Source organism: Chryseobacterium sp. FR054 (assembly GCF_056844565.1).
The window spans coordinates 1-14,581 of the sequence record NZ_JBXDSA010000003.1; the positions used below are offsets into that span (position 1 = coordinate 1).

Consider the following 14,581-nt stretch of genomic DNA (forward strand, 5'->3'; position numbering starts at 1 on the left):
TGATCTTTATATCTTCCGCTTTCATACTTCACTACTTTCTGTCGTTTCGTTCCGTATTTGCGAGTGCAAAAGTAATAACTTATTTCGTAATGACCAAATGTTTTGAAGAAAATTTTAAAGTTTTTTTTTCGTAACCTTAAATCCTTCCAAACCTCAATCTTTAACTCCTGCGCTTCCCGGTAAACCGGACTGCAAAGGTAAGCTTTTTTAACAAATCTCACAAACTTTATTTTCTAAAGTTTTTAAGAGACGTCTTTGCTTAATTATAGTGTATTATTAATGTCTTCTGCGCTTACTGAGCAACTCTCGTTTTCAGTGGGGCAAAGATAGCAACTTATTATAACGCAAAACAAGTTGAGTTAACATAAAATTTACATTCACGTAACGAAAAAAAGCTAAACAACTGTAATACAGGAAGAAAAATATTAAACTAATGTTTAATTATTTTGCTGAAGAATTTTTAAAATTACGTTTTACTGTTTTTTTGGCTGATAAATCAGGCTTAAAAACTCTGCATAAGATTTTTCCAATCCGATAATATCTCCTGATTTAAGATTTAACCCACCTACTCCTGAAGTATCGGATTTAACTTGAAGTGAGGAAATCTGGAAGTACAGATTCTCCTCTGCTGTTTTAGGCTGAACTTTAATGGTAGAACCTAATAATTTTTTTGTTGACATGGTATAGATCTCTCCGGGAATGATTTCCAGCATCAGATAAGATCTTGGGGAAAGAATGTAATCTTTTCTGTTGATATTTATTTTCTGATCTTTTTCCGAAGAGGCAAATATATGAAGCATTCCTTTCTGCCCTTCCAGTTTTTCTTTGGGTATATAATATAAAGCGAGTTTATAGTTGGCAGGATTGAATGGCTGGGGTGACCCGTCAACATTTTCAAAAGGTTTTAAGGTAATTGAATTGGCTCCGATCTCTTTTGCCTTTTTATAAATCATTGAAAAAACTGCGGCATCATCTTTTGAGAATCCCTGCACATCAATTTCGCCTAAATATTGGGCATCTGTAACAGCATCCGGTTTTTTGTATAAAAATTTATCTGTATTATCATTCACTTTCTCCACTTTCGTCAGATATACGTTTTGTGCACAAACCAGCTGGGCACATAATACAGAAAAGGTAAGCACTAAGTTTTTCATATCTATTATATTATTGCATCAGGATTTTGACACATTCTTCCAGGCTGTTTTCCCAATGTTTCGGTTCTATTTTATAGGTTTCTTCTATTTTATCCAGAGACATGGTACTTCTGGCCGGTCTTTTGGCGGGAGTGGGATACTGTTCCGTAGTGAGTGCATTTAATTTTACCGGAGAGTTTGAGAATTCCGCTATTTTCTTTGCAAAATCGAACCATGTTGTTTCGGGATAATTGGAAAAGTGGAATATACCAAAGGTTTTGTAAGGTGTTTCAATAATGTCCATAATAGCTTCGGCCAGATCGTTTGCATTGGTAGGCTGGCCAAACTGATCGGCTACAATTCCCAGTTCATCTTTTTGGGAGAACAGATTGAGCATGGTTTTCACAAAGTTTTTATTAAACTCGGAATACAGCCATGAAGTTCTGAGAATAATGGTCTGCGGGTGGATTTCCAGCGCCAGTTCTTCTCCTTTTCTTTTTGAATGTCCGTACACTCCGGTTGGATCGGTAAAATCATCTTCTGAATAAGGGAGATTGGTATTTCCGTCAAAAACATAGTCTGTGGATACATGGATCAGAATACTTTTATACTCTGTGCATGCCTGGGCCAGATGAGCCACTCCATATGCATTTACGGCAAATGCTTTTTCACTTTCTTTTTCTGCGAGGTCAACAGCTGTATATGCAGAAGCATTGATACAGTAATCCGGTTTATTGTCGTAGAAGAAATCATTAACCTGATCTTCGTCTGTAATGTCCAGTGTTTTTGAATCGGTAAATATAAACTCATAAGCATGTTCGAAATCAGGGGCTAATTTTCTGATACAATTTCCCAATTGTCCGTTGCTGCCTATTACTGCGATTTTTTTCATCTTTAACTTTATATGTGGGTTGTGGTAAGGAATGGTCCTAATCTGTTATGAATTTTTTGCGTTCTGTGATCTCAGGAATTTAACTCTCGGCTGAAATTCTTTTTGCTCAAGATCTACATAGAATTTCATGAAAGTTTCTTTTATATCTTCCGGATGAACTTCGGATCTTCTTGTTTTTACATTGAAGTAGATCACGGTAACCCATAAAACGGCATGAACTGTTTTTTCGTCCAGGCTTTTCATCAGAATCTCTACTTTTGCCGTTCTGTCCTGCACCTCAATGGTTTTACTGCTGATCACTACCTGGGTATTATACCGTACTTCTTTTAAATAGGCAATTTCATTCTGAATGGCAATCCAGGTACAGCCGGTCTGCTTGGTGTATTCTTCATAGGTAAATCCATAAAATGTTTCTACATGATCTTCTCTTGCATTGAACATATAGTCCAGATATTTCACATTATTCAGATGTCCTATCGGATCGCAATCACTGAAACGCACTTTTACCGTTGTTGATACTTCTTTTTCCATAGCGCAAAAATACAAAAAAAACCGCCTCTAAAAGGGGCGGCAGGATTTATAAAACTTTGTTAAATTCTTAGTTAATTCCTAATTCTTTTTTTACAGCAGCAGTAGCATCGATACCTGCTTTGTAAATGAAAGCCTGAGAGTTTGAATCCATGATATAATCATAACCATTGGCTTTAGCTACTTTCTCAACGGCATCGTTCAGTTTCTTTTCGATTGGTCCGAAGATCGCATCCTGTTTTGCTCCAAGATCTTTCTGAGCTTTTTCCTGCATTTGTCCGATTTCTTCACGGATTTTACCTAATTCAGCTTCTCTTGCTTTGTTTTCATCAGCAGTTTTCTTAGGAGCCTCCTCAGTATACTGCTTTAGTTTAGCTTCTCCTGCATCTACTCTTTTCTTAATTTCGGCTTGTTTAGTATCTAAAAATGTTTTTAGTTCAGCATCAGCTTTTTTCTTTTCGGGCATTGCATTAAGAACTGCAGATACATCTAAAGTAGCCATTTTCTGAGCTTTTGCCATACCTACTGATACAACCATCATCACCGCTGCAAATAATACACTTAATTTTTTCATAACTGGTTAATAAATAATTTAATTTGTTTTTTAGATTTCAAATGTAAGCAAAAGTTAATTGATGTTTTTATTTTTTACTTTTGCTGTTACTTTTCTCTTTTTTTTCTGTTCCTTTCAACAGAATATCAAGAACTTTCTCGGTATAATCATACTTTTTCTGGAGAAAAAGAACATTGTTACTTGTTTTATCAAGAACCGTGCCCAATCCGTTTTTCTCGGCCATTGTTTTGATGGCTCCCCAGATCTGATCCTGGAAAGGTAAAACGAGATTGGTTCTGAGTTTTGTAATTTCTCCGTTGGCCCCGAATCTTAAACTTGTTGTGGTTTTGATATTTTTATCAAGGTCCATTACCTCTTTTTCTCTAAGTTTCAGCTGATCTCCTATCAACAGAACCTTTTCACTTTCAAATGCGGCTTTTTTCCTTTCGTACTCAGACTGCAGATTCTGAAGTTCAGACTGCCAGGTATCGATCTGGGCATTAAGTCTTGCTTCTGCTTCTTTGTACTGAGGCATTTTATTCAGAATTTCATTAGTATCCACAACACCTATTTTCTGGGCTTTGGAAAAACCAATAAGCAGTAATAATACTAATGTGAAAGTTATTTTAAAGTTCTTCATATCTTATGAATTATAATGATTGGTTCATCAGGAAGTGGGTTTTCCATCCGGATGGTTCTGTACCGGAAATCGTTTTATCAAATCCGTACGCGAAATCGAACCCGATCAGACCAAATGCTCCCATATAGACTCTTACCCCTACTCCTACTGATCTTTTCAGCTGGAAAGGATTGTAAGTGCTCCATGAGTTCCATACGTTACCACCTTCCGCAAAAGTAAGGGCGTAGATTTTTGCAGTCTGGCTCATTGAGATCGGATATCTTAATTCCAGGGTGAATCTGTTATAGATGGTTCCTCCTCCCTTCTGGGTAATATCTTCTGCTTCGCCACCATAGGTAGATGCATTTTCATATCCTCTTAACGGGATAAGTTCACGACCGTCATATCTACCCCCGAAAAGCCCGGTTCCTCCTACATAGAATCTTTCGAAAGGCGGTGCTCCAAGCTGTTTGTTATATCCATCCATGAATCCCATTTCGGCGGAGGATCTCAGCACGAGTTTTCCTGCAATTTCGTTGTATACGTCAGCTTTAAATTTGATTTTGTAGAATTCCATCCATTTATATTTATTGATGGGACTCATTGTGGAGTAATCTTTATTGCTGAATAAGGAATAAGGAGGAGTTAACTTTGCGGTAAGTTCTATATTGGATCCCGTTGTAGGGAAAATAGGGTCTACCCCTGCAGAGTTTCTGCTTAACCCTAAGTTGATACTGAAGTTATTGGCATCTCCGTTATATTCTGTTGTATCTCCGAACTGGAAAGGATAGTTTTTAAAGTTATATTTCTGAAACTGGATTCCGGTATATAATGAGAAATAATCATCGGGCCAGCTCAGCAATCTGTTCAGACCTGCTGATGCGGAGAAGATATTTAATTTCTGGGCATTTCCGTAGGTATCATTATATTTCACTCTGGAATTGTTCACACTTACAGATAGCGCCGTCTGTTTTGTTCCGAATAACCACGGTTCTGTAAATGAAATTCCATAGTTCTGGAAGTACTGCCCTGCCTGTGCCTGGATAGACAGCGTCTGGCCATCTCCCTGAGGTACCGGCTTGAAGTCTTTAAATTTCAGGAAGTTTCTCAGAGAGAAGTTACTGAATGTAAGCCCCAGTGTACCGATAAAGCTGTTACCTCCGTAACCTGCCTGTAACTGTACCTGAGAAGCTCCTTTTTCAACCAGTTTCCAGTTGATATCTACGGTGTTATCCTGTTGATTAGGCTGAATATCCTGTCCTACCTGCTGAGGATCAAAGAAGGACATTCCTGCCAGGTCAAAGTAGGTTCTCTTGATTTCTGTCTTTTTGAAAAGTTCTCCCGGCTTTGTTCTCAGAGCTCTCAGTACAACGTGGTCATGGGTTGTTGTGTTCCCCTGCCATGTTACTTTATTCCAGGTAGCCTGCTCTCCTTCATTGATTCTGATCTCAAGATTTACGGCATCGCCTGATACGGATTTTTCTACCGGAGTTACATTGGAGAAAAGGTAACCGTTATTCATATAAACAGACTTGATGTCTGAATCGTCTTCCTTACCTCCGTCTTCACCAACTTTTTTGTTGAAACCTACGGCATCGTAGATATCTCCTTTTTTGTATCCCAATAATCTCTGTAAATATTCCGTAGGGTATACGGTATTTCCGGTGAATGTAATATCTCCGATGTAATATTTCTTACCCTCATTCAGTTTTACATTGATCTCGTAGTTGTTTCTTTTGTTTCTCCATACGGAATCGGATACGATTGCCGCATCTCTGTATCCTAATGAGTTGTAATAGTTGATAAGGCTTTGCTTATCTTCCTGATATTTATCTTCAATAAATTTTGAAGACTTCAGAATACCTCCGATTCCAAATCTCTTCTGCTTGGTTTCTTTGAAAGCTTTTTTTCTAAGTTTAGCATCGGAAACGCTCTGGTTGCCTTCAAATTCGATATGGTCGATTTTAATTCTTTTTCCTTTATCGATATTGATGGTCCAGTCTACCATAGACGGATCGTTTGCATTTACTTTATCCTGAATGGTAATTTTAGCATCTGAGAAACCCTTTTTTATATAGTCTTTAGGTATTTTGGTCTTAAGACTTGATATCAGGTTCTGAGTGATCTTGGTACCCGGTTTCAGGTTATTATCTTTAATGAACTTTTCATTTTTAGATTTACCGATGCCTTTACCGGTGAATTTTACTTCTCCAAGGTCTTTAAGGTCTTCCAGATAGAATCTCAGGACAACAGTCTGTCCTTCAATGCTCTGAACATACACTTCTACTTCTGAAAAAGACTGGGTATCCCATAGTTTTTTAACAGCATTACTGATTTTCTGTCCTGGAATATCCACAACTTCACCTTTACTTAGACCTGTAAAACGTAAGATCTGAGCTGGTGTATATTTTTTGACCCCATCTACAACAATGTCCTTAAGTGTGTAAGTTCCTGCTTCATTTTCTGCATGTACAGCACTGTTTACTTTTGTACTGTCCTGAGGAGTTACTTGTCCATAAAAATGTGCAGAAGCAGCAAACATTATGATGGGTAATAGTCTAAACTTCATTTTATCGAGTCTTTCTTTTCTTTAAAATTTATTGGGCTTTTATCTGATCGCCGGTAAGTCCGTATCTTCTTTCTTTGTTTTGATAGTCTACAATACACTGAAAGAAAATATCTTTGGTAAAGTCCGGCCATAGGACATTTAAAAACTGCAGTTCTGCATAGGCAATCTGCCAAAGGAGGAAGTTGCTTATTCTTATTTCTCCGCTGGTTCTTATCAAAAGGTCTACGGGAGGAAAGTTTTTGGTATAGAGATAGCTTTCAAACAGTTTTTCGTCAATATTTTCTGTCTCTATTTTTCCTTCTTTCACATCAGAACTTATATTTTTCACGGCTTCCAGGATTTCACTCTGGGATCCGTAGCTTATTGCCAATACTAAATTTCCTTTTGTGTTTTCTTTGGTAAGCTCTACTACACGTTCAAGCTGTTCTTTCACAAGGAGAGGAAGTTTATCCAGATTTCCTATCACGTGCATTCTCAATCCTTTGCTGAAGATCTCGTCGGCTTCCAGCAACAGGGTTTCCACCAGCAGATTCATCAGGGTATTGACTTCTTCTGTGGGGCGGCTCCAATTTTCGGATGAAAATGTGTAGAGTGTTAAATAGGGTATATTGATCTCATTGCAGGCATTAATGGCATTTCTTACTGCATTAATGGCATTTTTGTGACCGAAAGTTCTTTCTTCGCCACGGGATTTTGCCCATCTTCCATTGCCATCCATAATGATGGCTACATGTTTTGGTAAATTCTCAGAATTTATTTTATCTTTAATCAACGACATATCCATTAATCACAATAACAAGGAGGTCTTCCGAAAGAGTACGTAAGTCCTAAGCTGAAAGTATTCATCCAGTCTTTGGATCTTCCGTCACCAATATTTCTTTTTCCGATAAACTCTTTCTCTCTTTCTTTGGAAACGGCATAATAATTTCCGGACTGCAGCAGTGAACCGCCGGTAGCAGGATCCAGTATATCTGCATTAAAAGAAGACTTCACATCTTCTGATAATATTTTACTGTGATCCAGCTGATCAGTCAGGGTATATCTGAATGTAGCCTCCGCAAAGATTGCCCAGTTATGGTTAAACTTATATTTCAATCCTACTCCAAAAGGAATATGCATTGTCACTTTTTTCCCCAATGAATATTCTTCGGTAGTTTTGAAGTCTAATTCGTTGAGAGGAGCCTGCGCCACTCCGTCTGCATCTCTTCTGAAGTCGTTCACAAGGGTTGCTTTAGGAGCGTCAAACATCAAAGCACCGATACCTCCGAAGATGTATGGGCTTACCATGCTCAGCTGCTCGTTATTTACAGGAAAAAAGTTGTATTCGAACATTAAGCTTGCCTCGTATACATTGTTTTTTCCGTAAGAGTTTCTTTTCACTCTGTATTCTTCTTTTGCCGCTTTATCATTGAACTGAACCTGATTATATCCCAGATCCAATCTCACAGTCTGATGCGGGTTAAAATTAAATCTATATAAAATGCCTCCATAAAACGGAAAGCCCCATTCTGACACTCTGTCTAAATCCAATGGCTTTTGTAAAATATAATTGGTTCTCCCTACGTCCCCTACAAGATTACTCATCCCCAGGCGAACTCCCAATTCATTTCTTTGTGCTTTAACACTTACCATTCCGAGGAAGGCAAGGAAGCTAAACAATAATTTTTTATTCATAAAAGAATATGGATTTATGGTTATTTTAAAATTTAATTTTTGCAAATATAAAACATTTTTATATTAATGATATTCTTAATGTTTAGTTAAAAATAAACAAAAAAACATAATTTGTTATAAAGTAAACGGCAAAGTAACGAAAATATTCTTTTTTTCACAGAATTCAATTACTTAAAATATAAAGAAACCCCCAATGGATGAGGGTTTATCACTTTATTTTTTATTAAATATTGTCTGTACCTTATTCCTTATTTTTATCAGCAGAGGTTCTTTATAGTTTTTATCTTCATCAAAATATCCGTAGCCATAGCCATATCCGTAGCCGTATCCGTATCCATAACCGTAGCCCTGCTTGGTATTATAATCGTTATAAATAAGTCCAAGATGGCTGATCTCATTGGCATGGTATTTTTCCGTGATCATCTTCAGCATATATTTTTCGGTATATTCATGGCGTACCACATAGATATTGGCATCCGAATATTTCATTAATTCATAAGAATCTGCAACAAGTCCCACCGGCGGAGAGTCGATGATGATGAAATCATATCTTTTTTTCAGTTCATTTATAAATCTGATATTGCTTTCACTCATCAGAAGTTCCGACGGGTTAGGCGGAATAGGTCCTGATGTGGCAACATCCAGATTCGGGATCCTGGTTTTATTGATGATCTGATCTATATCTACTTCTCCTGTAAGGTAATTTGAAATACCATATTTATTATCAATATTGAAGTCTCCGAAAATTTTAGGTTTTCTAAGGTCCATTCCCAGAAGAATGGTCTTTTTATCGCTGAGACCTATTACTGATGCCAGGTTGATGGAAACATATGTTTTTCCTTCTCCTCCGATGGATGAAGTTACCAGAATAATTTTTCCGTTTCCGTTTTCGTTGCCTTCCATCAGGAATCTCATATTGGCCCTGATGCCACGGAATGCTTCTGACACGGATGATTTAGGCTGTTCAAGAACAGTCAGCATATTCTCATTGGTATTGTTTCCAATTACGCCCAGAAGAGGAATTTTGGTTGCACTCAACAGTTCTTTAATGTTACGGATCTTGTTATCCAGCACTTCCCCAATCAGGATAAATACCATCGGAAGCAGCAACAGTCCCATCATGATGGCCATTTTTATACCTTTTACGTTGGGTCCGATCGGAGCCTGCCCAAGATTCTTGGCCGGGTCAATCACTGTAATATCAGACTGATTGGTAGCCACCTTCATCTGAGCTTCGTTCTGTCTTCCCAAAAGGCTGTTGTAGGTTGCTTCAATCATGTTATACCCTCTTTCAGCATCCAGATATTTTCTTTCTTTTTCCGGATATGAAATGAGATCGGAATTGGCATCTGCCACCTGGCGGTCTATCTTATTGATTTCATCATAATATCTGGTATAATAATTTCTCAGGCTGCCGGATGATCCCATTCTTGCCTCATTGATAAGCCTGTTGATTTCTTTCATAGGCTCCGAATTGGGCTTATAGATGGTAGCCATTTCTCTTCTCTTGGTGTAGAGCGCTTTCAGTTCGCTAACGGAAGCCGAGAAGAATCCATCTTCAAAACCAGCCGCATTGGTGCTGATCATTTTTTCAAAATCCTGAGACTGAAGAGTATTTTTAATATTGTTCAGTGAGCTGATCTTGCTTACAAGGTCTGCTTTCTTTGCTTCAAGTTCCTTGATCTTTTCCAGTGACTTTTCATCTCTGTCTTTAATGTTATAAAGCTTTTCGGATGTCTTCAGGAAGTTGAGAACCGCCGCACTTGAATCCAGTTTTTTACGGATATTATCCAGATTTCCCTGAAGGTAGAGTTCCGTATTTTTATTAACTATATTCTTATCTGCAAGTCTTTTTTTCTGAAGTTCTGTAACCGATTTATTCAGAAAGTTTACTGTACTGTTAAGATTATAACCTTTTTTGGTGATAAACATGATCGTATTGATCTCCCTGTCGAAATCTACCCCTATTGTTGATACAATTTCATTCACACTCTGATTGATGGAAGTAAGATTGACGATAATGTTATCTACTTTAATTTTGGGAATTTCCGGGTTTTTAAGCAGTTTGAATCTCAGATTCGGGGTATTATACCATTCGTTAACCTTAATAATTTTATTGGCAGGTCTTGCATAGGCACTCACGGAATGGAATCCTTCGGTTTCATAATTGTACAAACTGGTAGACTGGCCTTCTTCAGGAAGAACCACTTCGAAAGAATCTCCACCCTTCGGAATCAGGGTAATCGGGTAATTAACCTGCTGAAGGTGTTTTTTATCAATCTGCAGGAATACCGGAGAATCTGTTTTATCGATATAGGTTGATTTGATTAACCCTTTGGTAGAATAATTCGTGAAAAGATCCAGTTCTTTTACCAGAAATTCGTTATGGGATCTGGAAAGAAGCATCTTTTTAAGATAAATTCCATCCTGATTCCCGCTCTGTCCCCAAATAAAGTTGATGGACTGATTGGGTGTAAAATAACTTGATGTATTATTGGAAATACTCAGAGAAAGGTCTGAGGCAAAAATATTCTGCGCGTAATATTTGCTGTATACCCATGAGATAGCATATCCGAGGAACAGCATGAAAACAAACCAGTACCAGTTCTTAAGTATACGTCTGAGAAAATGCTCAACATCAAATAATGCAAACGATCCGTACTTCTCCTTCTGGGGCTCGTTCTTCCCTATTTTTTCGTCTTTACCTGGAATCATGATTAAAGGTTTTTAAGAAGGAGATAAATTGATAATGCGGTGGTGATCACCGATACTCCGGTCGTTAAAGTCTGTACAGGATCTTTTCCGAATCCGTTAAGACTTTTTCCTCTGGTATTAAGATAGATTTCATCTCCGTTCTGTACATAATAATAAGGAGAGTTCATAATATCTTCACGGGTAAGGTCTATCTGAGCTTTTTTAATTCCTTCCGGAAATTTTCTGTGAATAACGATGTTTTTACGGTCTACCGTTCTGTTTAATCCACCGTTAATAGCCAAAGCTTCTGTGATGGTGAGTGTATTCTTATGAACCACTTTTTCTCCTGAAAGCCCTGTTGTTTCCACGTCTCCCAGAATGTAATAGGTAATTCCGTCTGTATTTAATCTTACTTCTGCTTTTCCTTCCTGGAAGTTTTCATTTACTTTATCCTGAAGTTCTTTGGTAATATCTTCAAGGGTTCTCCCTTCCGCTTTAATATATCCGATCCCGAATACATTAATATCTCCTTTGGAATCTACTTTCAATCCGTTGAAATAGAAGTTGATATTCCCTCCTGTACTTGATCCGCCTCCACCGGCTGCTCTTCCTCCGGCCAGAGCCGTGCTTCCTGCACCTCCCCCTGTTCCTCCGGAAGTATTGAGACTGGAATAAAACTGAGCAGCATCTCCTTTGGGAGTGGTTACAATATTAAGATTGAGAATGTCATTTTTGGTAATTCTGTAAACGGGAATATTGTAGGGAATAAGACCTTCTTCATTAATCACCAGGCTTTCGCTCGGCTGCATGTATCTTACATCTTTCTTGGTGATGCAGGATGTAATAAAAAAGGGTAATATTAAAAATAAATACTTAAAGTTCTTCATCATATTTGAATATTGTATGCAAAAGTAAAAATTATATTGATATTTTCTTGTTATTTCGTAAACGATAGATAAGATCCGGCAGATAAGCCCCTGAAAAGCCCAGCAGAACAATAATCAGCAACAGCAGGTTGATGTTCATATGTCTTAAGTAATAAGCTACCGCCACAATAAGAAGGTAATAAACAATAATATAAAATGTGGCCCTTCTATGGGTAAGGTCCAGTTTCAGCAACTTATGGTGGATATGGTTCTTATCTGCATCAAAAGGTGATTTTTTGTTACAAAGTCTCACAATAATTACATTCAGTGTATCTACGATCGGCAGAATGAGAATTGCTACTGCAACAGCCGGTGCCGACTGCAGATGGTACCTCGGAATATTCGGAAGTTCCTTATCTATAAAAATATCAATGAAACAGATGGAGGTAAATGCCAGGAGAAACCCCAGGAGCATAGAACCCGTATCTCCCATGAATATTTTATTGGTCCTGTAATTGGAAAGGTTGTAATACAGAAATGCCAGAACGGTTCCGATAATAACAACAGAAAGAACAACCAGCGGATAATTGTATTCTCCCAACCTGTAATAACTGATCCCGAACAGACCGCTGCAGATCACAGAATATCCTCCGGCCAGCCCGTCTATACCATCAATAAGGTTAAAAGCATTGATCAGTACAATAAAAGTAATGATGCTGAATAGTATACTTACCAGATATCCCAGTTCATAGATCCCGAATATCCCGAATAAGCTTCTGATCCGGATATCCGAACCAATGACCACCAATGACGATACAACGATCTGAGCTACAAGTTTCTTATAGGCCCTCATCACCACAATATCATCCATCACCCCGATATACAGGAGAATGATCAGTGAGGCAAAAAGGAATTTATAGAGATCAAAAAGCTCGTATGCAAAGATGGATGCGCAGATCCCGATGGAATAAAAAATAGCAATTCCTCCTAAATTAGGAACTTTCCTGAGATGTGAACTTCTCACTCCCGGCTCATCCATCAGATTTTTCCTTCTGGAAATCTTCACTATGGTGGGAATGGAGAAAAAAGTAATTAAAAAAGAGAATACGAAACCCAACCCTATTTTCACATAAAAAATAGAAATCCCCGATTCGCTTAAGAACAATTCAAAATTCTTCATTTTTTTCCTTTTCAAAGCACATATCGCCTCTAATGAAAACAATGACAAGAGATTACAAAATCCGTTCGTTAAAGTTTTACTGCCCGAAACAATTGTACCTGCATTTGTGTTTAGATCAATTTTCTTATCAATTTCTTCTGTCCTGCAAAAAACAACAGATAAAAAATCTTTTTTTTCAGTGGCAAAGATAAAAGATAATTCTTACCAAAACGACTATACCTCAATATATCTTGAATTTTTATTTCCCTTTCCTTCATGAAAACTGTCAGATCATCAGCCATTTTATAAAAAACCGCTTCATCTTTCACGTAAGCAAGGTAGGCCAGAAAAGAATAGACTCCCTCAAAAATCTGAAAATTCTTCAGTTCTTTTCTTTTATGGGAATACCCTGATTTTTCAAAAACGTTTTCTACATCTTTTACCGCTTTCAGAATATCAATTCCTTTTTCCGTATGGGTTTTGGTGATTGAATCGGTACGCTCCAGATACTGGTAATGGAAATTCTGGGTCTGTGCAATGACACTGCATTCCAGCAACAGCTGCGGAATAAGCTGAATATCTTCAAAATGGACTCCTTTTTTGAATCTTTTCTGCTGAAAAAGTTCTTTTTTAAAGAGCTTGTTACAGGCAAAGTAGCTGAGATCCGAAAATACCGGAAAATGATCTTCCAGTATAATTTTTTCAGGCATATTGGGGAGCTGCGTCAGCTTCTGGGTGATTTTTCCGTTCTGATCCACTTTCTGAATATTGCAGATCACCATTTTGGCATCATGTTTTTCCGCCAGCTGCACCATTTCTTCAAACATGGTTTCCTTCACATAATCATCACTGTCTACAAAACCTAGATATTCACCTGAAGCTCTTTCTATTCCGAAATTCCGGGCATCACTGAGGCCTCCGTTTTCTTTGGTAAATGCTTTTATCTTTACTGGAAACCTTTCAGCATAATCCTGAATAATCTTTTCTGAACCATCAGTACTGCCGTCATTCACGGCAAGGATCTCTATATCCTGAAGACTCTGGTTCACTAAGGAATCCAGACATTTTGCCAGATAATTTTCAACGTTGTATATGGGAACAATAACGGTAACTTTCATCGGTTGTTTTGTAGGTTGACTATACTTTCAGCAAGAAAATCGCTGAACTTCTGATATCCCTGTTCATTCAGGTGAAGCGGGTCTGCATACAATCCTCTGTCTTTATTAAAATCAGAGCTTACTTCATCGAAATTCAGGAGAACAATCCTGTTTTCCAGGCCGTTTTGTTTTAGTGCTTTCAGAAGCGCGTTCCGGTAATCTTTGATCTCAAATTCCTTACCGTTATTCAGAACAAGTTCAGCACCTTTATTGCTCAGGCTGCTCAGGATATTTTTTCTTTCAGAATCTTCTTTAAGACCAAATTCAGGAAGGGGGATCACAACCGGTTTAATACCATAATGCAGCAGTGTACTGATCATCATCACCATATGGTGGGTATAAAAATCCGGACCGACGTGAGTGGCAGCATCATTTACACCGGCAATAATGATACAGTAATCCGGCTTTTTCTCAATAACTTCTTTGGAAGAGAACTCTTCTTTCCTGTTTTTGAAGAGGTTTTCATAAATACGCTTAGTCTTTGCCCCCGGATTTCCGGATGCATACACTTCGGCATGGATTCCCTGTTCCATAAGTTTGGTTTCAAGAAGAGAATCCAGATTCTGCCGGACAACCCAGCTGTCTCCGATAATTCCTATCTGAAGCCCATTCTCGGGTTTTGTGTCGGAAGTAAAATATTTTTCCTGATCAGCATAGGAGTATTTATTCCAGAAATAAGCTGTACAGAAGAGCCCGATGAGCAGTACGGCAATAATTAAAATCTTTTTTTTCATCTG

General features: G+C 37.9%; 14 protein-coding genes. All 14 read right to left on the reverse strand.

Going from position 1 to position 14,581, the window contains the following annotated elements:
* The coding region (locus AC106S_RS12745; RefSeq protein WP_482439595.1) for a hypothetical protein at positions 1–221 on the reverse strand (221 nt) is incomplete at its 3' end.
* Between the two features lie 252 nt (positions 222–473).
* Positions 474–1,154 (reverse strand): hypothetical protein, encoded by a 681-nt coding sequence (locus tag AC106S_RS12750; protein WP_482439596.1) that lies wholly within the window; start codon positions 1,152–1,154, stop codon positions 474–476.
* A 10-nt stretch (positions 1,155–1,164) separates the two neighbouring features.
* A complete protein-coding gene (gene rfbD / locus AC106S_RS12755) occupies positions 1,165–2,025 on the reverse strand; it encodes a dTDP-4-dehydrorhamnose reductase (RefSeq protein WP_482439597.1) in 861 nt (286 codons plus the stop codon).
* Positions 2,026–2,070: 45 nt separating this feature from the next.
* Positions 2,071–2,556, reverse strand: coding sequence for an acyl-CoA thioesterase (locus AC106S_RS12760; RefSeq protein ID WP_482439598.1), 486 nt, complete (start codon positions 2,554–2,556; stop codon positions 2,071–2,073).
* A 67-nt stretch (positions 2,557–2,623) separates the two neighbouring features.
* A complete protein-coding gene (locus AC106S_RS12765; protein ID WP_482439599.1) occupies positions 2,624–3,127 on the reverse strand; it encodes an OmpH/Skp family outer membrane protein in 504 nt (167 codons plus the stop codon).
* Positions 3,128–3,194: 67 nt separating this feature from the next.
* Complete coding sequence (locus tag AC106S_RS12770) at positions 3,195–3,746, reverse strand: OmpH/Skp family outer membrane protein (RefSeq protein WP_482439600.1); 552 nt, start codon at positions 3,744–3,746, stop codon at positions 3,195–3,197.
* A 10-nt stretch (positions 3,747–3,756) separates the two neighbouring features.
* Positions 3,757–6,294: an outer membrane protein assembly factor BamA gene (gene bamA, locus AC106S_RS12775; protein WP_482439601.1), complete on the reverse strand. Its 2,538-nt coding sequence runs from the start codon at positions 6,292–6,294 to the stop codon at positions 3,757–3,759.
* 28 nt (positions 6,295–6,322) lie between these two features.
* Positions 6,323–7,072 carry an isoprenyl transferase gene (locus tag AC106S_RS12780; protein WP_482439602.1) on the reverse strand — a complete coding sequence of 250 codons (750 nt, stop codon included), beginning with the start codon at positions 7,070–7,072 and terminating at the stop codon, positions 6,323–6,325.
* 5 nt (positions 7,073–7,077) lie between these two features.
* Positions 7,078–7,968, reverse strand: coding sequence for a type IX secretion system protein PorG (gene porG / locus AC106S_RS12785; protein WP_482439603.1), 891 nt, complete (start codon positions 7,966–7,968; stop codon positions 7,078–7,080).
* A 213-nt stretch (positions 7,969–8,181) separates the two neighbouring features.
* Positions 8,182–10,683: an exopolysaccharide transport family protein gene (locus AC106S_RS12790; protein ID WP_482439604.1), complete on the reverse strand. Its 2,502-nt coding sequence runs from the start codon at positions 10,681–10,683 to the stop codon at positions 8,182–8,184.
* 2 nt (positions 10,684–10,685) lie between these two features.
* Positions 10,686–11,552 (reverse strand): polysaccharide biosynthesis/export family protein, encoded by an 867-nt coding sequence (locus AC106S_RS12795; RefSeq protein ID WP_482439605.1) that lies wholly within the window; start codon positions 11,550–11,552, stop codon positions 10,686–10,688.
* 28 nt (positions 11,553–11,580) lie between these two features.
* Positions 11,581–12,708, reverse strand: coding sequence for a glycosyltransferase family 4 protein (locus AC106S_RS12800; RefSeq protein WP_482439606.1), 1,128 nt, complete (start codon positions 12,706–12,708; stop codon positions 11,581–11,583).
* A 110-nt stretch (positions 12,709–12,818) separates the two neighbouring features.
* Positions 12,819–13,805 (reverse strand): glycosyltransferase family 2 protein, encoded by a 987-nt coding sequence (locus AC106S_RS12805; protein ID WP_482439607.1) that lies wholly within the window; start codon positions 13,803–13,805, stop codon positions 12,819–12,821.
* Positions 13,802–14,578 (reverse strand): SGNH/GDSL hydrolase family protein, encoded by a 777-nt coding sequence (locus AC106S_RS12810; protein WP_482439608.1) that lies wholly within the window; start codon positions 14,576–14,578, stop codon positions 13,802–13,804. Before AC106S_RS12810 ends, AC106S_RS12805 begins: the two co-directional genes overlap by 4 nt.
* Between the last annotated feature and the right edge of the window lie 3 nt (positions 14,579–14,581).

What these genes read in the sequence shown, in the direction of transcription:
- AC106S_RS12780 (WP_482439602.1), bottom strand. Translation starts at nt 7,072, where the DNA reads ATGTCGTTGATTAAAGATAAAATAAATTCTGAGAATTTACCAAAACAT.
- AC106S_RS12805 (WP_482439607.1), bottom strand. Translation starts at nt 13,805, where the DNA reads ATGAAAGTTACCGTTATTGTTCCCATATACAACGTTGAAAATTATCTG.
- AC106S_RS12765 (WP_482439599.1), bottom strand. Translation starts at nt 3,127, where the DNA reads ATGAAAAAATTAAGTGTATTATTTGCAGCGGTGATGATGGTTGTATCA.
- bamA (WP_482439601.1), bottom strand. Translation starts at nt 6,294, where the DNA reads ATGAAGTTTAGACTATTACCCATCATAATGTTTGCTGCTTCTGCACAT.
- AC106S_RS12790 (WP_482439604.1), bottom strand. Translation starts at nt 10,683, where the DNA reads ATGATTCCAGGTAAAGACGAAAAAATAGGGAAGAACGAGCCCCAGAAG.
- AC106S_RS12760 (WP_482439598.1), bottom strand. Translation starts at nt 2,556, where the DNA reads ATGGAAAAAGAAGTATCAACAACGGTAAAAGTGCGTTTCAGTGATTGC.
- AC106S_RS12770 (WP_482439600.1), bottom strand. Translation starts at nt 3,746, where the DNA reads ATGAAGAACTTTAAAATAACTTTCACATTAGTATTATTACTGCTTATT.
- AC106S_RS12750 (WP_482439596.1), bottom strand. Translation starts at nt 1,154, where the DNA reads ATGAAAAACTTAGTGCTTACCTTTTCTGTATTATGTGCCCAGCTGGTT.
- porG (WP_482439603.1), bottom strand. Translation starts at nt 7,968, where the DNA reads ATGAATAAAAAATTATTGTTTAGCTTCCTTGCCTTCCTCGGAATGGTA.
- AC106S_RS12810 (WP_482439608.1), bottom strand. Translation starts at nt 14,578, where the DNA reads ATGAAAAAAAAGATTTTAATTATTGCCGTACTGCTCATCGGGCTCTTC.
- AC106S_RS12795 (WP_482439605.1), bottom strand. Translation starts at nt 11,552, where the DNA reads ATGATGAAGAACTTTAAGTATTTATTTTTAATATTACCCTTTTTTATT.
- AC106S_RS12800 (WP_482439606.1), bottom strand. Translation starts at nt 12,708, where the DNA reads ATGAAGAATTTTGAATTGTTCTTAAGCGAATCGGGGATTTCTATTTTT.
- rfbD (WP_482439597.1), bottom strand. Translation starts at nt 2,025, where the DNA reads ATGAAAAAAATCGCAGTAATAGGCAGCAACGGACAATTGGGAAATTGT.